21 protein-coding genes and 1 pseudogene are annotated in these 23,291 nt (G+C 70.6%); 14 read left to right on the forward strand and 8 right to left on the reverse strand.

The window, feature by feature from the left end:
- Positions 1-9: 9 nt before the first annotated feature.
- The 5 genes from ACFTZL_RS16125 (at position 10) to ACFTZL_RS16145 (ending at position 7,602) form a co-directional block, all read left to right on the forward strand.
- On the forward strand, positions 10-4,110 hold the full coding sequence (locus ACFTZL_RS16125; RefSeq protein ID WP_382582276.1) for a DUF6531 domain-containing protein: 4,101 nt from the start codon (positions 10-12) through the stop codon (positions 4,108-4,110).
- A 13-nt stretch (positions 4,111-4,123) separates the two neighbouring features.
- Entirely contained in the window at positions 4,124-4,672 is a 549-nt protein-coding gene (locus ACFTZL_RS16130; protein ID WP_382582278.1) for a hypothetical protein, read from the forward strand.
- A 162-nt stretch (positions 4,673-4,834) separates the two neighbouring features.
- Positions 4,835-5,842 (forward strand): permease, encoded by a 1,008-nt coding sequence (locus tag ACFTZL_RS16135; RefSeq protein ID WP_382582281.1) that lies wholly within the window; start codon positions 4,835-4,837, stop codon positions 5,840-5,842.
- Complete coding sequence (locus ACFTZL_RS16140; protein WP_382582332.1) at positions 5,839-6,618, forward strand: TIGR03943 family putative permease subunit; 780 nt, start codon at positions 5,839-5,841, stop codon at positions 6,616-6,618. The genes ACFTZL_RS16135 and ACFTZL_RS16140 overlap by 4 nt, the downstream gene beginning before the upstream one ends.
- A gap of 213 nt (positions 6,619-6,831) precedes the next feature.
- Positions 6,832-7,602 (forward strand): GAF and ANTAR domain-containing protein, encoded by a 771-nt coding sequence (locus ACFTZL_RS16145; RefSeq protein ID WP_382582284.1) that lies wholly within the window; start codon positions 6,832-6,834, stop codon positions 7,600-7,602.
- A 37-nt stretch (positions 7,603-7,639) separates the two neighbouring features.
- Here the strand turns inward: ACFTZL_RS16145 and ACFTZL_RS16150 are convergent, their stop codons facing one another.
- Complete coding sequence (locus ACFTZL_RS16150) at positions 7,640-8,428, reverse strand: hypothetical protein (RefSeq protein WP_382582287.1); 789 nt, start codon at positions 8,426-8,428, stop codon at positions 7,640-7,642.
- Positions 8,429-8,806: 378 nt separating this feature from the next.
- Between ACFTZL_RS16150 and thrS the strand changes: the two genes are divergently transcribed.
- Positions 8,807-10,027: a threonine--tRNA ligase gene (gene thrS / locus ACFTZL_RS16155; RefSeq protein ID WP_382582290.1), complete on the forward strand. Its 1,221-nt coding sequence runs from the start codon at positions 8,807-8,809 to the stop codon at positions 10,025-10,027.
- Between the two features lie 28 nt (positions 10,028-10,055).
- Here thrS and ACFTZL_RS16160 read toward each other — a convergent pair whose 3' ends face one another.
- Positions 10,056-10,616, reverse strand: a complete 561-nt coding sequence (locus ACFTZL_RS16160) for a pyridoxamine 5'-phosphate oxidase family protein (protein WP_382582293.1) — start codon at positions 10,614-10,616, stop codon at positions 10,056-10,058.
- Between the two features lie 160 nt (positions 10,617-10,776).
- Here ACFTZL_RS16160 and ACFTZL_RS16165 point away from each other — a divergent pair, with 160 nt between their 5' ends.
- Together ACFTZL_RS16165 and ACFTZL_RS16170 are read left to right on the forward strand one after the other, a co-directional pair.
- Positions 10,777-11,733 carry a nucleoside hydrolase gene (locus tag ACFTZL_RS16165; protein ID WP_382582296.1) on the forward strand — a complete coding sequence of 319 codons (957 nt, stop codon included), beginning with the start codon at positions 10,777-10,779 and terminating at the stop codon, positions 11,731-11,733.
- An 83-nt stretch (positions 11,734-11,816) separates the two neighbouring features.
- The gene (locus ACFTZL_RS16170; protein ID WP_382582299.1) at positions 11,817-12,314 is read left to right on the forward strand and encodes a DUF2975 domain-containing protein; all 498 of its coding nucleotides are present in this window, start codon (positions 11,817-11,819) and stop codon (positions 12,312-12,314) included.
- Positions 12,315-12,404: 90 nt separating this feature from the next.
- Here ACFTZL_RS16170 and ACFTZL_RS16175 read toward each other — a convergent pair whose 3' ends face one another.
- On the reverse strand, positions 12,405-13,346 hold the full coding sequence (locus tag ACFTZL_RS16175; protein WP_382582302.1) for an LAETG motif-containing sortase-dependent surface protein: 942 nt from the start codon (positions 13,344-13,346) through the stop codon (positions 12,405-12,407).
- 285 nt (positions 13,347-13,631) lie between these two features.
- On the opposite strand from ACFTZL_RS16175, the gene ACFTZL_RS16180 reads away from it, so the two are divergent.
- Together ACFTZL_RS16180 and ACFTZL_RS16185 are read left to right on the forward strand one after the other, a co-directional pair.
- Positions 13,632-15,314, forward strand: a complete 1,683-nt coding sequence (locus ACFTZL_RS16180; RefSeq protein WP_382582305.1) for a glycoside hydrolase family 13 protein — start codon at positions 13,632-13,634, stop codon at positions 15,312-15,314.
- 252 nt (positions 15,315-15,566) lie between these two features.
- Positions 15,567-15,878, forward strand: a complete 312-nt coding sequence (locus ACFTZL_RS16185; RefSeq protein ID WP_382582308.1) for a hypothetical protein — start codon at positions 15,567-15,569, stop codon at positions 15,876-15,878.
- Here ACFTZL_RS16185 and ACFTZL_RS16190 read toward each other — a convergent pair.
- Together ACFTZL_RS16190 and ACFTZL_RS16195 are read right to left on the reverse strand one after the other, a co-directional pair.
- Positions 15,872-16,330: a hypothetical protein gene (locus tag ACFTZL_RS16190; protein ID WP_382582311.1), complete on the reverse strand. Its 459-nt coding sequence runs from the start codon at positions 16,328-16,330 to the stop codon at positions 15,872-15,874. The genes ACFTZL_RS16185 and ACFTZL_RS16190 overlap by 7 nt on opposite strands.
- 5 nt (positions 16,331-16,335) lie before the next feature.
- Positions 16,336-16,710 carry a DUF6479 family protein gene (locus tag ACFTZL_RS16195; RefSeq protein ID WP_382582314.1) on the reverse strand — a complete coding sequence of 125 codons (375 nt, stop codon included), beginning with the start codon at positions 16,708-16,710 and terminating at the stop codon, positions 16,336-16,338.
- A 128-nt stretch (positions 16,711-16,838) separates the two neighbouring features.
- Here ACFTZL_RS16195 and ACFTZL_RS16200 point away from each other — a divergent pair, with 128 nt between their 5' ends.
- Both ACFTZL_RS16200 and ACFTZL_RS16205 read left to right on the forward strand, forming a co-directional pair.
- The gene (locus ACFTZL_RS16200; RefSeq protein ID WP_382582317.1) at positions 16,839-17,690 is read left to right on the forward strand and encodes a hypothetical protein; all 852 of its coding nucleotides are present in this window, start codon (positions 16,839-16,841) and stop codon (positions 17,688-17,690) included.
- Positions 17,691-17,827: 137 nt separating this feature from the next.
- Positions 17,828-18,241 (forward strand): DUF5994 family protein, encoded by a 414-nt coding sequence (locus ACFTZL_RS16205; RefSeq protein ID WP_382582319.1) that lies wholly within the window; start codon positions 17,828-17,830, stop codon positions 18,239-18,241.
- 16 nt (positions 18,242-18,257) lie between these two features.
- On the opposite strand, the gene ACFTZL_RS16210 is transcribed toward ACFTZL_RS16205, so the two are convergent.
- From ACFTZL_RS16210 to ACFTZL_RS16220, 3 genes are all read right to left on the reverse strand, one after another.
- On the reverse strand, positions 18,258-18,620 hold the full coding sequence (locus ACFTZL_RS16210; protein WP_382582321.1) for a DUF1304 domain-containing protein: 363 nt from the start codon (positions 18,618-18,620) through the stop codon (positions 18,258-18,260).
- A 214-nt stretch (positions 18,621-18,834) separates the two neighbouring features.
- On the reverse strand, positions 18,835-20,232 hold the full coding sequence (locus tag ACFTZL_RS16215) for a glycoside hydrolase family 43 protein (protein ID WP_382582324.1): 1,398 nt from the start codon (positions 20,230-20,232) through the stop codon (positions 18,835-18,837).
- Between the two features lie 172 nt (positions 20,233-20,404).
- Positions 20,405-20,980, reverse strand: a complete 576-nt coding sequence (locus ACFTZL_RS16220) for a TetR/AcrR family transcriptional regulator (protein ID WP_382582327.1) — start codon at positions 20,978-20,980, stop codon at positions 20,405-20,407.
- 74 nt (positions 20,981-21,054) lie between these two features.
- Here ACFTZL_RS16220 and ACFTZL_RS16225 point away from each other — a divergent pair, with 74 nt between their 5' ends.
- Both ACFTZL_RS16225 and ACFTZL_RS16230 read left to right on the forward strand, forming a co-directional pair.
- On the forward strand, positions 21,055-22,866 hold the full coding sequence (locus ACFTZL_RS16225; RefSeq protein WP_382582329.1) for an ABC transporter ATP-binding protein: 1,812 nt from the start codon (positions 21,055-21,057) through the stop codon (positions 22,864-22,866).
- Between the two features lie 126 nt (positions 22,867-22,992).
- A pseudogene (locus ACFTZL_RS16230) lies at positions 22,993-23,291 on the forward strand (hypothetical protein); the annotation flags it as partial.

Consider the following 23,291-nt stretch of genomic DNA (forward strand, 5'->3'; position numbering starts at 1 on the left):
ACCCGGGATGTGCAGCACGCGAAGTCGGCCCAGTCGAAGGCGCAGTCGGATGTCTCCGACGCGCAGGACGCCCTCGCTGCGGCGAAGAAGATGGCGGCGGACGCGCGCACGATGCGTGATGAGGCCGCTCGCGAGGCGAAGTCGAAGATCGACGAGGCCTCCGACGCGGGTATTCAGAACCGGTCGTGGTGGGAGGAGGTCGGCGACTGGTTCGTCGACAACTGGGACACCATCGTGGCGGTGTGCAAGGTCGTCGTCGCGGTCGTCGGGATCGTGGCGATGATCATCGGGGGGCCGATCCTGGGCGCGATCGTGCTGATCGCCGCCGCTGTCGTCCTCGCCGACACGCTCTACAAATACTCCAAGGGACAGGCGTCCCTATGGGATGTCGGATTCGCGGCCCTGGACTGCATACCCGGCATGAAGGGCCTGACCACGCTCGGCGGACTCGCCAAGGGGCTCAAGGGCCTGGGCAGCGTGGGGCTCAAGGGCATGGCCCTGAGCACGCGAGGTCTGGCGAAGAATGCCAAGGGCATGATCGCGGACGGCGCGAAGGGCGCATACAACCGTGTCAAGAACGTCGTCCGATCCACGGGCAGTGACCCCGTCGACATGGCCACAGGCGCCATGTACCTCCCTCAGATCGACGTGGAACTCCCTGGGAACCTTCCACTGTCCTTCACTCGCCGTACGGCCTCCGACTACCGCTGCGGCTGGTGGTTCGGACCAACCTGGGCATCCACCATCGACCAGAGGCTGGAGGTCGATGAGGACCGCATTCTCTATGTCACCGAGGAAGGCCTGCTGCTCGCCTATCCTCTGCCCGCCGCCCCGCAGATACCGGTGCTGCCCGAAGCAGGCCCGCGGTGGCCGCTGACCCGTCTGGAAGACGGTGATGTTCGGATCGATGATCCGCTCACCGGCCAGACACGCCGCTTCGCCCGCCCCACCGCAGACGGCATCGCCCTTCTGGCCGTCATCACCGACCGCAATCAGCACACGATCACTTTCGACTACGACGAGTACGGCACCCCAGTCGCCATTCGCCACTCTGGCGGCTACCACCTCAAAATCGCCGTCGACGAGGGCCGCGTCACCGCTCTCAGCCTGGCCGACGCAGCCGAGTACGGCTCAGACGTCGTCCTCAAGCGCTACGGCTACACCGACGGCAACCTCACAGAGACCGTCAACTCCTGTGATCAGCCGTTGCGGTTCACCTACGACGAACGGCTACGCATCACGTCGTGGACTGATACGAACCACCGCAGCTACTCCTACGGCTACGACGACCGCGACCGGTGCGTCACAGAGGGCGGCGAAGCCGGTCACATCGCCATCAGCCTCGACTACGACGGCACTGACCCCGCCTGGCCCGACTGCAGCATCACCACGCTCACCAGCGCCGAAGGTGTCACGACACGCTTCGTCATCAATGGAAACAGTCAGGTCGTCGCCGAGACGGACCCGCTCGGCGGCACAGTGCGCATGGCCTACGACGACAACCATCACATCGTGTCCCGCACGGACGAGCTCGGTCACAGCACGGCACTCGTCCGTGATGAAGTCGGTCGCCCCACCGAGGTGCGCCGGCCGGATGGCGTCCCCTTCCGCTTCGAGTACGGCCCTCATGGGCAACTCACCACCATCAGCCGACCCGACGGTCTCAACTGGCGCCGCGCATATGACGCGCGCGGCAACTGCACGGCCATGACGGATCCGGCGGGCACGACCACACAGTTCACCTACGATGCGATGGGCCGTGTCACAGAGGTCGTCGACGCTCTTGGCAACGCCAGGACCGTGCGGTGTGACGCGGCTGGCCTCCCCGTGGCTATGACCGACCCGCTCGGAGCCACCACCACCTGGGAACGCGACGCCTTCGGCAGGGTCACGAAGTACGTCGATCCGCTGGGTGGGGCCACCTGCCTGACATGGACGGTCGAAGGCCGCCTGACACGTCGGACCACAGCCGACGACGCCATCGAATCTTGGTCATACGACGGCGAGGGGAACTGTGTCAGCCACACCACCCCCACGGGGGCGACAACCCGCTTCGAATACACCCACTTCGACCTTCCCTCGGCGCGTACAGGCCCCGATGGAGCGCGCTACGAATTCGTCCACGATCACAGCCTGCGCCTCACCCAGGTCGTCAATCCGCAGGGACTGACATGGACCTATGAACACGATGCGGCCGGACGCCTCCTCGCGGAGACCGACTTCGACGATCGGACGCTCACGTACGCATACGACGGTGCCGGACGCCTCACCTCACGCACCGACGTTCTCGGTCACACCGTCCACTACACGTACGACGCCATCGGCGACCTGATCGCGAAAACCAGCGACGGACAGATCACGCGGTTCAGCTACGACCTGAACCGGCAGCTGGTCTCAGCGACGGGCCCCGATGCGGAACTCACCCTGCTCCGTGACTCCAACGGACGCGTCGAGTGCGAGACGGTGAACGGCAAGCGTCTCGTGTACGCGTACGACCGGTTGGGGAGGGTCGCTCAGCGGACGACGCCGTCCGGGGCTTCCAGCCGATGGACTTACGACGGGGCGGGAAACCGCTCGGTGCTCGACGCTTCGGGCCGCACGCTGCGTTTTCGGCACGACTGGTCCGGGCTGGAAACCAACCGGCACATCGGTGACCAGGGAATTCTTACCCAGGTGTACGACGGTCTCGGCCGGCTCACCGCGCAGGAGCTGTCCCAGGGAGACGACACACCGATCGGCCGTTCCTACGCCTATGCCGATGACGGCAACCTCATCGGTATCGAGGACTCCCTTTCCGGTAGCCGCCGCTTCGACCTGGACGCGGCGCACCGCGTCACGGCGGTCCGCGCCTCGAACTGGTCCGAGCGCTACACGTACGACGAGGCAGGCAACCTGGCGTCCGCGTCCTGGCCCGCCCGGCATCCCGGCGGGCAGGCAACCGGTCCTCGTGCATACTCCGGCACCAAGGTCACTCGGGCCGGTGATACCCGATACGAGTACGACGCCTTGGGACGTGTCGTGCTCCGGCAGAGGAAGCACCTTTCCCGCAAGCCTGAGTCCTGGCGCTACACCTGGGACTCGGAGAACCGACTGACGTCTGTCAGGACACCGGACGGGAGCTGCTGGCGCTACCTCTACGACCCGCTCGGACGGCGCATCGCCAAGCAGCGCTTGGACGCCGACGGCCAGGCGGTCGTGGAGCAGACGGACTTCACCTGGGACGGCGTCATTCTGTGCGAACAGACCACGATGGCACCGTCTCTGCCGCACCCGGTCTCGACGACTTGGGACCACGACGGCATCCAGCCCATCGCGCAGACGGAACGCATAGTCACAGCTGACGCATCTCAGGAGGAAGTCGACTCCCGGTTCTTCTCGATCGTCACCGACCTTGTCGGTACGCCGACAGAGTTGGTCGACGAGGACGGACACGTTGCCTGGCGCACACGTGCCACGCTCTGGGGTGTCACGGCGTGGAATGCTGATGCCTCCAGTTACACGCCGCTTCGCTTTCCCGGTCAGTACTACGACCCCGAGACCGGCCTGCACTACAACTATTTCCGTCATTACGATCCCGAGACGGCTCGATATCTCACTCCTGACCCTCTCGGACTAGCTCCCGCACCCAATCCAGTCACCTACGTCGCTAATCCCCACACCGGGGTCGACCTCCTCGGGTTGAGTCCCTATTACAGTGAGATCGCCCCAAATGGTCAACGGGGTCCCGCCTATGCGGTAGTGACACCTCAAACCCTTGACGATGCTGCGAACAATCTTATCGGCAGCCCGCCGGGACGTGGTGCCCGATACGCTCCACCAGGTTTCCAGGGTGGCGCCGCAGGCCACTCTCGGGGACATCTGATCGGCCAGCAGTTCGGGGGCGACGGAAGGGATATGAGAAACATCGTCACGCAGGGGTCCGCTCAGAACAACGGGCCCATTTCAACAGCCGAAGACATCATTGCAGATCATGTGAGATCGTCGGGGAACACTGTCACGATGAGCGTCACCCCCGAGTATGCCAACGGGGGGAATGTTCCCAGCCATGTCCTCATCGAAGCTGTCGATGACTTCGGCTGGTCGTTCAACAGAAGGCTCCCCAACCTGTGAGAGAGGAATGTCGATGATGGGGGACGAAATCACCGCAAAGGACTTGCGTCACCTCGCCACATTGTGCCCCCCTCCGCCCCACCCCGCTTCAGTGAGGCGGGAGGCATTGGCGCACCCCGCCCAGGTCGCTCCGGCCAGCCATCGCGAGTTGATTCGAACCTATGGCGTCGGTTGCTTCGACGAGTTCGTATGGGTCTTCGCGGACGGCGCACCGAACAGCAATCTCGACATCACCGACAGTACTTACCAACTGCGATCCATTCTCCGTGAAAAGACGCCGAACCATTTGAGTCGTGTTCTCGAGGAATATCGGTCCACCTCCGATCATCTCGTCCAATGGGGAGTGACAGACAACGCCGACGTGCTGGCGTGGATCGCCGCGGGAGAACCCGAGCGCTGGCCCACGGTGATCATCCAGGCTGGTCAGATCGGCGCTGTTGTCTCACCTGTGAGTTCGACGGCCACGGTTCTTCATCTGCTCACCGGATCGCTGCGCATCCCGTTCTTCCCGAGCGACTTTCCAAGTGAACGCCCCGACTTCTCGGCGAATCCGTATGAGTAGGCGAACCTGACGTCGTCGGTCAGATCCTGTGTTTGCGCCCGGCGAGGAAGCCGTCTCTGGCAGCGCGCGACGCACAGACCCCTCTTCGGAGAACCAAGGACCTCGCACAGTCGTGCGGGTTAGCCTCCTCCCGGGATGTGAACGACCGGGGCGGCGGGGCACGTGGCGAATCAGCGGACTGTGGTCTACGGGCTACGGGTGGGCCTGCGCGCGCTCGTGTACACCGTCCTCGGCGGCGCCGCGCTGATCGCCATCGTGACGGTGGTGTCGGTGCTCGGGCCGCTGCTCGCGCTCGATCTCTACACCCCGCCGGTCGCGGCCTGGTGGACGGTGTTCACCGCGATCGCCGTCCAGGGCGTGCCCTTCCTGCTGCTCGGCACGGTCGTGTCGGCGGCGATCGGCGCGTTCGTGCCCGAGCGGGTCTTCACCCGTCTCCTGCCCCGCCGTACGGCGCTCGCCGTGCCGGTCGCGGGCGCGGCGGGGGTCGTCCTGCCCGGCTGCGAGTGCGCGTCCGTGCCGGTGGCGAGCAGTCTGATGCGGCGGGGTGTCGCCCCGGCCGCCGCGCTCGCCTTCCTGCTGTCGGCGCCCGCGATCAACCCCGTCGTGCTCGTGGCGACCTCGATCGCCTTTCCCGGGCAGCCGGAGATGGTCCTCGGCCGGCTGGTCGCCTCGCTCGCCACGGCCGTGGTGATGGGCTGGCTGTGGGCGCGGTTCGGGCGGGAGGAGTGGCTGCGGCCGCCGAAGCGGAGCGGCGGTCCCGCGCCGGGTGGCGGACCGCGCGCCTTCGTCTCCGGGCTCCAGCACGACTTCCTGCACGCGGGCGGTTTCCTGGTGCTCGGGGCGGCGGCCGCTGCGACCTTCAACATCGTCGTGCCGAGGTCGCTCCTGGAGGTGTTCACGGGGTCGGCCTGGCTGTCCGTGCTGCTGCTCGCCGTGCTGGCGGTCGCGCTGTGCGTGTGCAGTGAGGCCGACGCGTTCGTGGCGGCGTCGCTGAGCGGCTTCTCGCCCACCGCTCGGCTGGCGTTCATGGTGGTCGGGCCGATGGTGGACCTGAAGCTGATCGCCCTCCAGACGGGCACGTTCGGCAGGGCCTTCGCGCTGCGGTTCTCCTCCGCGACCTGGCTGGTGGCCGTGGCGAGCAGCGTCCTGGTGGGGTGGTGGCTGCTGTGAGGCGCTACGGACCGGCCGTCCTGCTCGCCCTCGTCGGCGCGGCGATCCTGCGGGTGTCCCTCTTCAGCGAGCTGTACCTGCGGTACGTCCAGGCGGGGTTGCGGCCGTACCTGGTGGCGTCGGGCGTGGGGCTGGTGCTGCTGGCTGTGGTGGTGGGGGTGGTGGTGCGCACTGCGGGGGAGCTTGACGGGCACGAGGAGAGTGGCGGGCACGAGGAGAGTGGCGGGCGCGAGGAGAGTGGCGGGCGCGAGGAGGAGCATGACGGGCACACCCACGGCCCCGCCGGTCCCCGGGTCGCCTGGCTCCTCGCTCTCCCCGCCCTGGCCCTGCTGCTGTTCCCGCCGCCCGCCCTCGGGTCCTACAGCGCGGAGCGCGAGGCGGCCCAGCGGGCGGCCCAGGGCGTCGGCAGCTTCCCGGCGCTGCCGTCCGAGAACCCCCTCGACCTCGCCCTCGGAGAGTTCGGCTCCCGGGCGGTCTACGACAGCAGCCGCTCGCTGAAAGGACGTACGGTCCGGCTCACCGGCTTCGTCACCCGCGACGCCGACGGCACCTGGTACGTCACCCGGCTCCTCGTCTCCTGCTGCGCCGCCGACGCCACGACCGGCAAGGCCGAGGTGCGCGGCGCCGACGCCCCGCCCGTCGACACCTGGGTCACGGTCACCGGCACCTGGCATCCCAGGGGCGAGCTGGGCTCGGACTCCGCATGGCCGCCGGTCCTCGACGTCACCTCCGTACGCCGGGTGCCGCAGCCGGACAACCCGTACGAGAAGCGCTGAGCGGGGGTTTCGCCCCTTCTGTGACGGGTAGTCGGGGCACGATTCCGGGAGGTCTTCCGGAGCGCGCGGGTCCGGCCGACGGGCGTGTGATGCCGACCGGCCCGCCAGGCGCGCGGCGCCCACGGTCGGCCACGCTCACCGGCCCGCCCGAACAGGCCCAGTAGCCCTAAGCCTCCCCGCTGTACGCCGGAGTGATCGAAGGAGGCGGTTGTCGTGCGGCCCAGGGACGACCCCGGTGGCGATCCCGGCCCTCGTCGCACCGGCGGTGACCTGGACCTGGACGGGATCCGGGCCGCCGATGTGATCGCCGAGGGCGTGCGGGGTGCCGAGCCCGGTGAGGTTCCGGGGCGGCTGTGCGAGGTCGCGGTCGAGCTGCTGCCGGTGGTCGGCGCGAGCGTGTCGCTGCGCAGCGACGGCATGCCCGTGCAGCTCAGCGCCAGCAACGCGCGGGCCGCGCACCTGGCGCAGATCCAGGCGACGCTGGGCGACGGCCCCTGCCAGAGCGCCGTGGAGGCAGGCACGCCCGTGCTCGCCTGCGACCTGGCGACGGGCCGCGACGCCGGACGCTGGCCGGTCTTCGCCCAGGAGGCTACGGCGGCCGGGGTGCGTGCGGTGTACGCGGTACCGCTGGGCAGTGAGGCGGTGTATGTGGGCACCCTCGACCTGTACCGCGACAGCCCGGGCGGGCTCACCGCCCGCCAGTTGCACGTGGCCCGGCTCGTGGCCGGTGTCATGACGGTGGCCCTGACGGCGCTGGCGCGCGGGGACGAGCCCGAGGCGCGGGACGGGGAGGCCTGGCTGAGCGGGCTGGCCGCGGACCACGACGAGGTCTACCAGGCCGTCGGCATGATCATGGCGCAGCTCGGCGTCGGTGCGGACGACGCGCTCGCGCGGCTGCGGGCGGACGCCTTCGCGCGCGGGTGCACGGCCCTCGACACGGCACGCGACGTGCTCGCCCACCGCACACGCTTCGAACGGGACTGACGGGACTGACGGGAACGGACGGGATCAGGGGGAGCAGTCAGATCTGCGCCCGGCCCTGCTTCCTGAGATCGGTCAGCCGCTGCACCCCGAGCTGCACGGTCTGCTGCGTGACCTCCGCGTGCACCTCGTCCAGGCCGGCGTTGGTGACGGTGATGGCCTCCTCGCCGACGCGTGCGGCGGCGAGGTCCATGGTGAGGTACGTCAGCTCCCCCTCCTCCGTCTCGCCGGCCAGCGTCACGCGCAGGGCCTGGCGGGCGTTCCCCACCGGAGGCAGCGGCATCCTGCTGACCTCGACGGTCTGGACGCCGCCGCGCGTGGTCGCGGCCATGAACTGCCCGCACGTGCGCGGCAGCGACTTCATCCAGCCGAGGGCGCGGTCGACGTCCGCCGGGCGGTGGGCGGCGACCTGGTAGCGCAACTGGGCGTCGGTGTCGGCGTCGTCGAGCGCGGACACCGCGTGCGTGCCCTTCGGTGTGCCGAAGAGGTCCTCGGCGTAGAGGGCGTCGAGCAGCCGCTGGCAGTCCCGCTTCTCCGTGGTCGCCTTGAGCAGCCCGTCCCGCCAGGTCCTGGCACCCCGCGTCGGCCCCCACGGTTCGCCCAGGTCGGCCTCCGTGATCAGCGCGGCCTGGGCCTGGGCCTCGGTGAGCGCGGCCCCGGAGCCGGCGGGCTGCTCGCCGGCGGGCGAGACGGCCGTGGCGGGGGCGGAGGCGGAGAACCACCGTGGCCGCGTCTCGTTCTCGAAGGAACAGGCGGCCGTGGTCAGCAGTCCGGTCACGGACAGCGCGGAGGCGAGGAGGACACGGGCGGTGGCCGGAGGGTGCGTCATCGGGGGTGCCTCCTGCGCGGGGCTCATGTGGAGGCGCCTTCTGGCGGGCGGGCTCTCCGAGATCGGGTCTGTGCTCATACGGCACCACCACGACGGGCGGCACACCAGTGCGACGGGCTGTTCGGGTGAGGACGGGCAGCGCGGGTGCGGGGCCGACAGGGGGGTGCCGAGGGGTTCCGGCGCGGAAATTCCGTCGCCCGGGCGCCGAGGCCCTGTTACGGTCCCGCCCATGCAGCGCGCCCAGCCGTTCCCGTCTCTCACGACGACGCCGGAGAGTGTCCCGGCGCGCTGACAGCTGACCCAGATGTCCGAAGCCCCGGGGCGAGTGCCCCGGGGCTTCGTCGCGTGGTGCTCGCCTCAGATCCGAGGGAGACCACCATGCACGACCACCGCCGGCTCGGCCGCGAACTGAACCTCTTCGACACCGACCCGCTGATGGGCGCCGGGCTGCCGTACTGGCTGCCCGACGGGGCGGTCGTGCGGCACACCCTGGAGGAGTACATCCTCGAGGCGGAACGGCGGGCCGGCTACCGGCACGTGTACTCGCCCGCCCTCGGCAAACGCGAGCTGTACGAGATCTCCGGGCACTGGGACCACTACGGCGACGACATGTTCCCGCCGATGGACCTGGGCGCGGAACAGGTCCTGCTGCGCCCCAGCCTCTGCCCCCACCACGCCCTCATCTACCGTTCCCGCTCCCACAGTTACCGCGAACTCCCCCTCCGGATGGCCGAGTTGGGCGGCATGTACCGCTCGGAGCTTTCCGGTGTCCTCGGCGGGCTGACCCGGGTGCGGGCCATCACCCTCAACGACGCGCACATCTTCTGCACCCTGGAACAGGCCGTCGAGGAGGCGCGATCCGCGCTGGAGCTGATCGGCCGCGCCTACGAGGATCTGGGCATCCGCGCGTCCCGCCACCGTCTCTCGCTGCCCGGCGAGGGCGGCAAGTACGTGGCCGACCCGGAGCTGTGGCGGCGGGCCACCGCCCTGCTCCGGGAGGTCCTGGACGGCTCCGGCACCCCCTACGAGGCCGCCGAGGGCGAGGCCGCGTTCTACGGCCCCAAGATCGACGTACAGATCACCGATCCGGCCGGCCGCGAGAGCACCCTGTCCACCGTCCAGATCGACTTCCACCAGCCCGAACGCTTCGACCTGCACTACATCGGCGCGGACGGGGCGAAGCACCGCCCGGTCATGGTGCACCGCAGCATCATCGGCAGCGTGGAACGCGCGGTGGCGCACCTCCTGGAGACACACGGCGGCGCGTTCCCGGCATGGCTGGCGCCGGTGCAGCTCGTCGTCCTGCCGGTCGCGGAGGACCAGGCGGACAACGCCCACGCCCTGGCCGACCGGGCCCGCGAACTCGGCCTGCGCGCCGAGGTGGCAGGCCCCGAACAGGGCACCCTCGGCGCCCGCATCCGGGCGGCCCGGCTGGTCCCGTACCAGGCGGTGATCGGACAACGGGAGGCCGCGGCGGACCTCGCGTCCCCACGCCTGCGAGACGGCCACCGGCCCCCTGCCCTCCCCGCCGGCGAACTGCTGCGGCGGATCGCCGCCCGGGTGGCGTCCCGCGGCACCGAGCTGTGGGACCGGGCGTAGGACGGGCTCAGCACGACCTACGCGTAGGTCAGAACGACCAACGCGTGTGGGAGTAGACGCCGTTGTCCCGGCCGAAGCCGTAGGCCGTGTCCGGGGCGACCGCGTACACGATGTCGTCGCCCTTGCGGAACGCGTCGCCGATGCCGTGGAAGGTGCCCTCGGGGGAGGTGATGTGCGGCCCGTACTGTTCCTCGTACGCCGCGATCACCTCCTCCAGCAGTGCCGGGTCGGCGACCGGGCGCGCCCTGCCCTCGACCACCAGGTCGAAGCCCTCGGTGAGGGAGTTCGCGCCGGTGGTCAGCGCGCAGTGGGCGTCCCGCTCGAGGTTCTTGGCCTTCTGCTCCTGCCGGCCGGTGGAGAAGTACAGCACCCCGTCGTGCCAGGCGGCGATGACGGGCGTGACGTGCAGCCTGCCGTCGGGCCGGACCGTGGACACCCAGAAGATCTCGGCGGCCCCCAGCCGCCGCTGCGCCTCGTCCCACTCGGTGGCGGTGACGCCCGAGGCGCCCGGGCGGGGGTTGAGCGCGGAGCTGTAGCGGGGGTCGAGCTCGGTGGTGGGCTGCTGCTGGGCGGGACCGTGTTCCGGCATGGCGTCTCTCCTGTCGTCCTCGGCTGGCTCTGCTGTCGTACTCCCTGCCGTCTCCCTACGTCCTTCCCGTGTGCGCCCCGGCGTCGGTTCGCCCGTTCGAGGGGCGCGTAGGGTCGCTCGTACGGAGCCCAGCCCGGGACCAGTGGAAGGAGCCCTCGCCGTGACGGACGGTCAGCCCATCCCGGTGATCATCGACTGTGACACCGGCGTCGACGACGCCCTCGCCCTGCTGTTCGCCGTACGGCACCCGGCGCTCGACGTACGCGCGATCACCTGCGTGGCCGGGAACACCGACGTGGACGGAGTCGTCCGCAACACCCTGACCGTGCTGGAGGTGGCCGGTGCCGGTGACATCCCCGTGGCCCGGGGCGCCGAGCGGCCGCTGATCGAGCCCGTGCGGACGGCGCGGCATGTGCACGGGCAGGACGGCATGGGGGATCTGGGGCTGCCCGCGCCGACCCGGGTGCCGGTCGACGTGGACGCGGTGACGCTGCTGCGCCGCGAGATCCTCGCCTCGCCGAGGCCGGTCACGCTCATCCCCACCGCGCCCCTGACGAACATCGCGCTGCTGCTGCGGACGCACCCCGAGGTGACCCGCAACATCGAGCGGATCGTGTTCATGGGCGGCGCGGTGGCGACCGGGAACGCCACGCCGGTCGCGGAGTTCAACGTGTGGCACGACCCGGAGGCCGCCGCGGTCCTGCTCACCGCGGGGGTGCCGATCACGATGTACGGCCTGGACGTGTTCAAGCGGGTCCTGGTGCCCGCCGGGGAGGTGCAGCGGCTGCGCACGAGCGCGGAACCGAGTATGCGGCTGGCCGGTGAGCTGCTCGCCCACCGCGACCCGGCGACTTCCGGCGACCCCACGCCCATGGGGGGCCTCGGCGACGCGGGTGCGATCTGCGCGGTCGTCGACCCGAAGGGCATCACCACCGAGGCCCTGCCGGTCGAGGTCGTCCTCGCCCCCGGCCCCGCCCGCGGCCAGACGATCGTCGACCGCCGCCCGCGCCCCGGTGAGTCCGAGATCCACGAGGGCGTGCGCGAACAGCCCCTGGTGGACGTGGCGTTGGACGTGGACGTGGAGCGGTACGTCAACCTGTACCTGGAGACGCTGTAGCGCGGAAGCGGGCACCGGGATTGCACAGGGGGATTGCACGGGGATCGATTGACTTTCGATCGATATCGATCGAGAATCGATAAATGAATGGCTTCCTCATCGTCGCGCTCCGGGCCGGTATCGCCTTCGCCGTCCTGGCCGGGCTCTTCGGGCAGTTCGTGGTCATACCGACGACGGCGGCCGACGAGGTCGACCGTTTCCCGCCCTACGCACCGTTCGCCACGCCCTATGCGGCCGTGGCGATCGTGGGGGTCGTCTGCGTACAGGTCGCGCTCGTCGCCGTGTGGATGCTGCTCACGATGGTGCAGCGGGACGCGATCTTCACGCCGCGGGCCTTCCGGTGGGTCGACGTCATCATCGGCGCCTCGGTCGTGGCGACCGTCCTGGCGCTCGGGGTCGCCGGGCATCTGGCCGTCGCCGAGATCCCCTCTCCCGGCGACGGCATGGACGTCGAGAGCGCCCTGGCCACCGCGACGGCGGGAGTCGCCGTGGGGGCGGCGTTCGCGATGCTGATGGTCGTCATGCGGAGCTTGCTGCAGAAGGCGACCAGTCTGCAGAGCGAGATGGCAGAGGTCGTCTGACGACGAACCCCGCCCTGCCGCAGGCTTGGAGGGGTGACGGCAGGGCGGGGAGTGGGGTGGCCTGGCTCAGGCGCTCAGGAGCCGTCCGGCTCAGGCGCCGGAGGCGTTGCGCTTCGCCGTGCGGCGGCGGGTGACGATCATCATCGCCGCGCCGCCCGCCAGCAGGGCCGCCGCGCCGAAGGCGATCGGGCCGGTGCTGCTGTTCGCGCCGGTCTCGGCGAGGTCGCCGCCACCGCCGTTCGGCTTGGGGGCCGGGGGCGTCGAGGACTCGGACTCGGACGGGGTGGGCGTGTCCGTCGCGGGCGGGGACGAGGGCTCGGACGGCTCCGAGGGGGCCGGCGGCGTCGACTGCTCGGCCGGCGGCTCCGAGGGGCTGGCCGGCGGGCTGGACGGGGGCGGCGTCTGAGCCGGCGGGGGCGTCTTCGTGCAGTCCTCCGTGCCGCCGTTCCAGGCCGCGATCAGCTTGTCCTTGATGACCGGGCGGTCCGGGCCCTTGGGCAGCTCGCCGTGCTCGAAGCCGTCCTTCGCGTCGAGCTCGCCGTCGAACTTCACCGCGCCCCGGTAGAGGTCGATCTGCCCGAAGCAGCCCTTGTCCGGGATGGCGATGTCGAGCGACTCGGTGGAGCCCGGCTTGACCGTCACCGTGTCGAAGTCGACGAACACCTGCTCGCCCGAGGTCCCGAAGGTCGCGCCGTGGGCGAGGTAGGAGGCCAGGGAGGCCGTGCAGGTCGCCGCGTCACCGGCGGTGCGGACCTTGATGTGGACCTTGCCGTCCTCGGTCGGCTTCAGGTTCTGGTCGTCGACCTTCACCGAGTCGTGGAAATTCGTGCCGTCGAGCGAGAACTGGCAGCGGTCGGTGCCGGTCTCCGTCCCCGCGCCCGTCCCGGGCTTGTAGCTGCCGCCGGACGACCAGCCGTCGCCACCGGGCGTACCGTGCGCGAACGCGGTGGTGGCGGAGGCGGCGCAGAGGGCGAGGGTGGCGGCGCCCGTCCCCAGCAGGCGTCGCGCGGTGACACGTCTCGCTATGGACATGCGATCCCATTTCTTGGCGTGTGCCGGAACCCGGGTGACGGCAGCAGGGCAGCACGCGGCGGCCGGCCGTACCGGGGTGAGTGGTCTGAGAAACACTGGGCTCATTGGTCACATGCGCCACAGTGCGACCTCATCGTCGCGGCGCCGCAGCACGCTGTCAACCTGCGGGTATGCAAAGGGAGTTACTCCTCCATCACACTTTCATCACAGCAGGAATGGATCACTCCGACCACCCCGATGTTTCCTTTTTCCGGCATTCTGGACAGATTCAATGCTGTCGCCCGTATGCCCTGCGAAGGAGACCGCGTGACCGATCGCTCCACTCTCGACCTGTCGTCCCGGGATCCCGACTGGTGGCGGCAGGCCGTCGTCTACCAGGTCTATCCCCGCAGCTTCGCCGACGCCGACGGCGACGGACTCGGAGACCTGCGCGGCATCACCCGCCGCCTCACCCACCTCGCGGCCCTGGGCGTGGACGCCCTGTGGCTGAGCCCCTTCTACCCGTCCGAGCTCGCCGACGGCGGCTACGACGTCGCCGACCCCAGGGACGTCGACCCCCGCCTGGGCACCCTCGACGACTTCGACGCCCTGGTCGCCGAGGCGCACCGCCTCGGTCTGAAGGTCATCGTCGACATCGTGCCCAACCACTCCTCGCACCAGCACGTCTGGTTCCAGGAGGCCCTCGCCGCCGGGCCCGGCTCGGCGGCCCGCGACCGTTACGTCTTCCGCGACGGCCGCGGTGAGCACGGCGGACTCCCGCCCACCGACTGGCAGTCCGTCTTCGGCGGCAGCGCCTGGAAGCGCGTCCCCGACGGGCAGTGGTACCTGCACCTGTTCGCCCCCGAGCAGCCCGACCTCAACTGGGAGAACCAGGAGGTCCGCGCCGACTACCGCACCACCCTGCGCTTCTGGTCCGACCGCGGGGTCGACGGCTTCCGCATCGACGTCGCCCATGCCCTGGTCAAGGACCTGAGCGAACCCCTGCGCGACCTCGGCACGCACGCGTCGGGCGGCGAGGAGGCGCTCACCGGCCTGCCGCCCGGCACGCACCCCCTCTACGACCGTGACGACGTGCACGAGATCTACCGCGACTGGCGCAAGATCCTCGACGCCTACCGCCCGCCGCGCATGGCCGTCGCCGAGGCCTGGGTGCCGGGCGCCAGGCGTGCGCTGTACGCCCGTCCGGACGAGCTGGGGCAGGCCTTCAACTTCGAGTATCTGGAGGCCGGTTGGGGCGCCGGGGAGCTGAGGCAGGTCATCGTCGACTCGCTCGAGACCGCCCGGGCTGCCGGGGCCTCGGCCACCTGGGTGCTCTCCAACCACGACGTCGTACGCCACGCCTCCCGGCTGATGCTGCCACCCGGCACCGACCTCAACGCCTGGCTCCTGTCCGGCGGTCATGCCCCGGCCGTAGACGAGGCGGCCGGTCTGCGCCGGGCCCGGGCGGCCACCCTGCTGATGCTGGCGCTGCCCGGCTCGGCGTACGTCTACCAGGGCGAGGAACTCGGCCTGCCCGAGGTCGCCGACCTGCCCACCGAGGTGCTCCAGGACCCGATCTGGGAGCAGACGGGCCACGTCCGCAAGGGCCGCGACGGCTGCCGGGTGCCGCTGCCGTGGACGACGGCCGGACCGTCGTACGGCTTCGGGCCGGGCGGTGCCTGGCTGCCGCAGCCGTCCGGCTTCGCCGCGTACGCCGTCGAGGCCCAGGACGGGGTGGAGGGTTCCACCCTGGAGCTGTACCGCACGGCCCTCAGGCTGCGCCGCAAGCTCCTTGCCGGAGAGGAGCTGACCTGGGCGCCGGACGCTCCGGACGGGGTGCTCAGGTTCGACCGCAGTGAGGGCTGGCGGTGCGTGACGAACCTGTCCGGTACGGCGGTGCCGCTGCCGGCCGGTGAGGTGCTGCTGAGCAGTGCGCCCCTGGAGGACGGGCAGGTCGGGCCGGACACGACGGTGTGGCTCGGCCGCTGAGCGCTCCGCTGGGTGGGGCCGTGTTGGTTCGTCTGCGGCGGCGTCGTGGCTGGTCGCGCAGTTCCCCGCGCCCCTTTGGGGCGTGGCCCCGTCGTGGTTCGTCTGCGGCTTGCGTCGTGGCTGGTGGCGCAGTTCCCCGCGCCCCTTTGGGGCGTGGCCCCGTGGTCGTTTGGCTGCGGCGGCGTCGTGGCTGGTCGCGCAGTTCCCCGCGCCCCTATGGGGCGTGGGGTCGCCCGCGTGGGCGAGCAGGGCGTGCCACCTGTGGGAATGCCCGCGGGCGCCGCGCCCGGCAGCCGGCTGTGGGACTGCGTCCTGCGGATCATCGACGCGCGCGGCGTACGGCGGGCCGTCGGCCGGTGTTCTGTCACCGTGGGTCTGGCCGGGCCGACGCTGACCCGTCCGCTGTCCGGCGTACCGCTGATCGCCGGCCAGGCGCACCCCGGTGCCCGGGTCACCGTCCGTGACAAGGACGACCGCGAGGCCTGTGCGACCACCGCGGCCCGCGACGGCACCTGGGCGTGCCCGTCGGCCCCGGCCCTTCCGGCGGGTGGCGCAGGTCAGTAGCGCACGGCGCGGGCGATGTCGGACTGGACCTTGCCGGAGAGGTCGTGCGTGCTGCGGGCGGTGGCTGTGGCGGTGTGGTTCGGCTGCACCTGGTTCACCGTGACGATGACCGTGTCGATCAGTTGGTTCCCGGAGTCGGTGAAGTTCACCTGGACGGCGAAGGACCGGGCCGCGTCGTCGGTGTTGTTCACAGTGACCTCGGTCCGGGCCCGGCCGTCGGAGCCGACGGTGGTAGGACCGGCCTTCACATCACCCTTGACGTCGACGCCGTCCTGGATGTCGTCCAGCCGGCGCTGGGCCTCCGCCGTGGCCGACTCGACCGCCGACTCCGCCTTGCTCGCGGTGTCCGAGGGGCTGTCGTAGCCGCCGTTGCAGCCGGTGAGCACGGCGGCCAGGGCGAGCGCCAGCGCCGCTCCGGCCGTCCTGCAGCGTGTCCGGTGGCGGGCGGCCATAGGCGTCACGTGCGTCCGAGGCCGCCGCCGCCGAAGGATCCGCTGGATCCGGGCGACCAACGGCGCGGGTTCTGGTCCTTGCCCGTCCTGGTGCTCGCGTGGTGGAGGTCGTGGGGCAGGATCCGGTCGCCGTCCTGCGTCGTGATCGGCATCTCGTCGGGCTCGCGCCTCTCGCGCATCTCGTGGACCGGCCCGCCGTCCGGGACGTGTGGTTGTTCCTCCAGGCCGGGGTGGTGGGTGTCCTTGTCCATGACCCGCATCCCGACCCGTACGCCCCAGATCAGCGCGCAGGCCACGATCAGCCCGCAGACGAAGGCGATGGCCACGGCGATCGCGTGATCCGACGACGCCGCCAGCAGTTCATACGTGGCCGTTTTCATACTCCGAGTATCGCCGACGGATTGCCATAAAGCGCCCGGAATGTCCGTCGGTAAAAAGTGGGCAACCTCTGCCGCGCCGGCGACGACCTGACGGTGATACCCCGTCCCCCCACACGAGGGAGATCACCATGCGCAGACATCTCGCGCGACTGATCACCGTGCTCGCCGTCTTAGCCGCGGTCTTCGCCACGCCCGGCATGGCGAACGGCAAGGCGCAGGCCGCCGACGAGTGGAACCCGCCCGCGAACCTCGTCCAGCCCCTGAACGAGGTCTGGCGGCACGTGGAGACGACCTACCCGAACCTGTACGGCTTCCGGAACTACGGCTGGGACCAGGTCATGGCCAACCGGGGCAGCGTCAACTACTGCGTCCGCTGGGAGTCCGACGCCCCGGTCAGCGCCGCCCTGCGCGACCGGATCCACGCGGCGCTGAAGAAGCAGTTCGGCAAGTGGATGACGGCCATGACCGAGAACGGCAAGGGGCACAACGCCTGGCCGTACACCAATGTCCCGGTCAACATCGTCGGCTGGGCCGTCAAGAACCGCTCCACCCTCCAGTGGACCGACAACTCCGTCGACATCTACGCCGGCAATCTCGACGGCGGCGGCGCCCCGCAGTGCGCCCCGGACTGCGGCCGCTTCTTCCACCAGGACGGCAACTATTCGAAGTGTCCGGGCGGCGCCGCCCGCCACTACGACCAGTCGCTGTGGCTGACGAAGGGCTTCGGCGGCGGCGCGGGCGGCGACTGGGGCCAGCGCATGGGCCAGGAGTACTTCACCGGCGCCCTGAACCAGGAGAACATCCACATCTACCTGCACGAGGTCGGCCACACCTTCGGCCTCGACGACTTCTACGACTGGTCGCCGACCGGCCAGTGCTGCTTCCTGATGAAGGCGGGCAGCGCCACGCAGATCACCGAGTTCGACAAGTGGATGGCGCGTGACTTCTGGCGCCATCTGAAGAACCGCTACGGCCTCTGACCGGTACCCGGCGGGCGGTGCGGACGGCCCCGGCCCCCGCACCGCCCCGCGGCGTACGGTGGAGAGACCGGGGGTATGGCGCAACCGGTGGCTGAACGGTCTCCTGGCCACGCCCCCCGTTCGCAGCAGGAGCCCCGATGACGTCCGCCTCCTCGTCCCCGCCGCCGCTCCCCGCACCGCGGGACGTCCGGCTGCGGCTCGCCGAGCCCACGCGCTTCGGCCGTACGGCACGCCGTATCGACGGGGCGTGGTGGCCCCGCTCGGACGACCTGGCGCGGGAGCTGACCGGACTGCTGGGCGTGCTGCCGCGCGCCTGGGGGCGTATCAGCAGCGTCCTGGTCCACGGGGGCATCTGGCAGGACTGCCCGGAGCGGATGGTCGTCGCCGGGTGCACGGTGCACGTGGGCCGCGCCGACTCGCCCACCGCGCCTCACACCGCCTGTCTGCTCGCGCTCGGCCGGGGCCGCTACGACCTGCTGGTGGTGCCGTCCGCGACGGCCGAGGCGGAGGCGGAGCTGCTCATGGAGCGGGCCGTCGCGCAGGGCGAGTGACGCCCGGCCCCGCCGCTCAGTGCGCGAGCAGCACCAAGGCGAGGGCGACCAGTGCCGGGACGGTCTGCACGAAGAGGATCTTCCGGCTGGCGGTGGCCGCGCCGTAGACCCCCGCGACCGCCACGCACACCAGGAAGAACACCGAGACCTGGAAGCCCACCGGGTCGGACGCCACCGCGCCCCACAGCAGGCCGGCCGCGAGGAAGCCGTTGTAGAGGCCCTGGTTGGCGGCCAGGGCCTTGGTCTCCGCCGCGAACTCGGCGGTGGTGCCGAAGGCGGCGCGGGCGCGTGGAGTGGTCCACAGGAACATCTCCAGCACCAGGATGTAGGCGTGGAGGGCGGCGAGAGCCAGCACCGCGAGCGTGGCGAGGATCGACATGCACGCATCATCCCAGGCGCGATCCGGAGTCCTCACCCCGCCGTCCCCGGCCCCCCCCGTCCTCGTTCGGGCCTTCCCGGGAGGCGGTGTGCGGTGCCGGGTGGCAGATTGCGGGCAGTGGAAGGCCGGTCCGGGCCGACGCGTCCCCGCGTGTGCCGCTCGGGAGCCCGGCCCGGCCTTCCCGCCTTCCCGCTCGACCGATCTCGACCGCGGGTCAGTAGCCGATACGGAACGTCGCGTCCGCCCGGTCCGTGGCGGTGGAGACGGGGTCGATGCGCAGGGCGTAGCCGGAGTGGCGGATGTAGCGCGTCGGGTTGTTGTGCGAGCGGAACGACGTCCAGCCCGCGTCCGCGAGCCCGGCGACCTTGTGGAACGTGGCGTCCCCGGAGAACGCCGCGGTGCCGTCGTTGACGTCGAGCCGCAGCGCGTAGTCGTAGTGCCGCAGATACCGCTCCGGGTAGTTGACCGACTGGAAGGACACCCCGGACGCGTCGGCGAGGCCGGGGACGAGCTTCCACTGGGCGTCGGTGTACGGGTCGAAGGGGTAGGGGTCGATCCGGCCCGCGAAACCGGCGTGACGGACGTAGCGGTCCGGGTGGTTGTACGACTTCAGCCGGTTCCAGGCAGGGGCTCCCCAGTGCGCGAGGAGGTTGTCGTACTGCGTGCCCGTGAGCGGCGCGATGCTGCCGTGCTTGGAGTTCACCGGCTGGGTGTAGCGGCGCTGGTCGACCGGCGTCCAGGTGCCGGAGGCCAGGTCGGTGGTCTGCCAGGCGTAGAAGACGCCGTTGGGCGTGTAGGTGTCGCCCCAGAGGTACCAGGTGCCGGTCGACTGCGACCGCATCAGGATCGGGGCCTCGGTGCCGCCGTGGGCCGCCGGCGTGCTGAAGACCTGCCAGCTACCCGGGGCGAGGGTCGCGGACCGGGCGCCGACCAGGGTCTGCTTCGAACTGTCCTTGAAGTACATGTAGTTCGTGCCGCCGACGCCGAGGGCGAAGCTGCCGTCGATCACGTCGTAGCCCGGGTCGAAGAAGACCTGGGGCGCGGACACCGTACGGAAGTCGGTCGTGTAGTTGACCATCAGCACGTTGTGGCCGCTCGCGTTGACCGACGAGTAGACGACCCCGTACTGCCCGCGTGAGGCGTCCCAGAAGGCCTCCGGGGCCCAGCTGTGGGTGGTCATGTCGTGCAGCTTCAGCAGGCGGTAGCCGGTGAGGGAGCGCAGGTCGGCGGAGTCCCAGACGTGGATGTACTGGCTGTTGCGGCTCCAGTCGGTGCCCTTCAGGTCGGTGGCCAGCACGACGAACGTGCCGTCCTGCTTGCGCAGCACGAACGGGTCGCGCAGACCGCCGGCGCCCTGGGTGGGCGTGACCACCGGCCTGTTCTGGTTCAGCGGCGTCCACTCCAGGCCGTCGAGGCTGACGGCGAGATGCAGGCCGTAGTCGGTGCCGAGCCCGTTCGGGGACTCGGTGAAGGAGGCCATCACATACGCCGGGCCCGTCGCCGCGCGGGCCCCGCCGGCGCCCAGGGCCAAGTCGGTGGTCAGAGCGAGCGGCACGGTCGCGGCCATGCCGAGGACATGGCGGCGGGAGGGTCTGCGGGGGGTGGAGGTCATGGGGGCTCGGCCTTCCGTCGGGGTACGGAGTGCAGCGGGTCAGACGCGTTCGATATCACGAGCGCGTTCGATATCACGAACCAGGTTCGGCAATTCGGCCAGACGGTAGGGCTGGGAGCCGCGCGCCGTCAATGAGTCGGACGTGACGAAGAAATCCCCAACACGGCGGGAGCTACGGGGCGATGGCCTTGCGCAGGGTGTGCAGGCACAGCGTCATGGCGGAGTGCTTCGAGGCGCCGGCGGTGCGGGTGTGCGCCCAGGCCGAGTACAGCAGGGACCAGACCAGGTTGCGGACCCACTCGTCGTCCAGCTCGGAGTCGATGCTGCCGTCCGTGTGCCCGCGCCGGACCGTGTGCAGGAAGTGCTGGTCGGCGGCGGTCTCCTCGTCCCAGCCGGACCAGGTCGCGAGCTGCGGCGTCTCGAACATCAGCGTGAGGCCGTCGCCGAGCTCGAAGTACTCCTGGCAGAGCCGCTCCAGGGCCTTGGCGGCCGGGCCGTCGTCGAGCCGGGCGCGATCGGTCGCCGCCTCGACCTTCTCCAGGATGTCCGTGCCGATGGCCGTGAGCAGGTCGGAGCGCTCGGGGAAGTAGCGGTGGACGGTCGTACGCCCCACACCCGCCGCCGCGGCGACGTCGCCGAGCGACGCGGTCGGGTCACCGGCCAGCAGGCCGATGGCGGCGTCGATGATGGCGCGCCGCGTGCGTGCCCGGGTTCCGCTCTCGGCCGCCCCGCTCCGCTCCTCAACCATGCGCATACGGTAGCGCGTCTCCCATGATGAAAATCTCTTGACCGTAATGGAACACTGATGTTCCACTCGGCATCATGACTGTTCCGGAAGGCACGTCTCGCAAGGTGTCCGTTCCGCGGCTGCGGATCCTCTGGTCGTTCGCCCGGCCCCACCAGCGCTCCCTGGCCCTGGCCCTCGTCCTCGCGCTGGTGGGGTCCGGGATGGGGCTGGCCACCCCGATGGTCACGAAGGGCGTGCTCGACGCGCTCGGCGGTTCGGACTCGCTGCGGGGGCCGCTGGTGGCCCTGCTGGTCCTGCTGGTGGTCGGCAGTGCCGTCATGTACTGGCAGTGGACGCTGCTCGGCGAACTGGGCGAGCGTGTGGTGCTCCGGGCCCGTGAGTCGATGGTGCGGCGTTTCCTGCGGGCCACCGTCCCCGCCGTCACCCGGCGCCCGCCCGGCGAACTCGTCACCCGCGTCACCTCCGACACGGTCCTGCTGCACCAGGCCGCCACCGGCGCCCCGGTCGGCCTGATCAACGCCGTGGTCATGCTCTTCGGGACCCTCGTCCTCATGGGCGTCCTCGACCTGGTGCTGCTGGGCACGGTCGCGGCTGCGGTGGCGGTGGTCGCCGTCCTGTTCGGCGTCCTCATGCCCGGGATCGCGACCGCGCAGCAGCGCGCCCAGGACCACCTCGGACGGCTCGGCGGCAATCTGGAGGGCGCGCTGCGCGCGATCCGCACGGTGAAGGCCGGCCGGGCCGAGGACCGCACGGCCGAACGCATCGTGGCCGACGCGCGCGTCTCCGCCGAGCACGGCGTCCGCGCGAACCGCCGCGAGGCCCTGGCCTGGACGATCGCGCTGGCAGGCATCGAGTTGGCGATCATCCTGGTCCTGGGAGTGGGCGCCTGGCGGGTCGCCGAGGGGGACCTCGAGGTCTCCAGGCTCATCGCGTTCCTGCTCTACGCGTTCGGGCTGATGGACCCGATCAGCGAACTCAGCCAGAACATCACCGCGCTCCAGTCCGGGATCGCGGCGGCGGAGCGGATCCGGGAGACGGACGACCTGGACTCGGAGGAGGGAGACGGGGTCGTGCGGGATGTTCCTGTTCGGGAGGCGGCCGTACGGAACACGCCCGTACAGGACACCCCCGTACTGGAACTGAGGGACGTCACCGCTGCCTACGGCCCCGACGCGAAACCGGCGGTGCGCGGCGTCGATCTGGTCATCCCGCGGCACGGGCACACCGCGATCGTCGGGCCCTCGGGCGCGGGCAAGACGACTCTGTTCTCCCTGGTGCTGCGCTTCCTGGAGCCGACCGGCGGCGAACTGCTCCTGGACGGCCGCCCCTACCGCGACCACAGCCACGACGAGATCCGGTCGCGCCTGGCGTACGTCGAGCAGGACACGCCGGTCGTGCCCGGGACGATCCGCGACAACCTCCTGCTGTCCCGCCCGGACGCGACGGACGCGGAACTGCGGCGGGTCCTGGACGAGGTACGGCTGGCCGAGAAGGTCGACGCCCTGGACGACGGACTCGACACGCCCCTGTCCGGCACGGCCGTGTCGGGCGGCGAGCGGCAGCGCATCGCCCTGGCCCGGGCCCTGTTGCGCACACCGGACGTGCTGCTCCTGGACGAGGCGACGGCCCAGCTCGACGGGCTGACCGAGGCCGCCGTGCAGAGTTGCGTCCGCGCCCGCGCGGCCACGGGTGCCGTGGTCACGATCGCCCACCGGCTGTCGACCGTGATCGACGCGGACACCATCGTGGTGATGGAGGCGGGCCGGGTCCGCGCCCGGGGCGGCCACGGGGAACTGCTCGCCACGGACACGCTGTACCGGGAGCTGGTGGAGGCCCTGCGCATCGCGGCCCCCGCCGACCGTCCGGAATCAACCATTCTCGGTTGACCGACAGCCCCGGGTTTGATCAGCTGTCCCACTGGTCTTGTTCGATTCTGATCGAGTATTTCATGGCTCCCTGGGGGGGAGCTTGTGACAAGTTGGGGAGTTTTCTTGATGCATCACGATTCCGTTGTGCCGCGCCGGACCAGATTCCGGCGCGGCGCGGCCGCGTTGACGCTGCTGGCGCTGACCGGGGGGACGGCTCTGACGGGGGTTTCGGCCGCCGGTGCCGCCGTGCCCGCCGGGAAGGCGTGCGGGCCGACGGAGGGCTTCTCCGGCTGCCGCCTGTTCGTCCCGACGGACGGCGCGCAGGAGTTCAAGGTGCCGTCGGGTGTGACACAGCTCAACGTACGGGTCTGGGGCGAGGGCGGAGCCGGCAACAGCATGGCGAGCGGAGGTGCGGGCGGTTTCGTCGGCGGCACCCTCAAGGT

This window comes from Streptomyces sp. NPDC056948 (assembly GCF_042674225.1).
GTDB lineage: Bacteria > Actinomycetota > Actinomycetes > Streptomycetales > Streptomycetaceae > Streptomyces > Streptomyces purpurascens.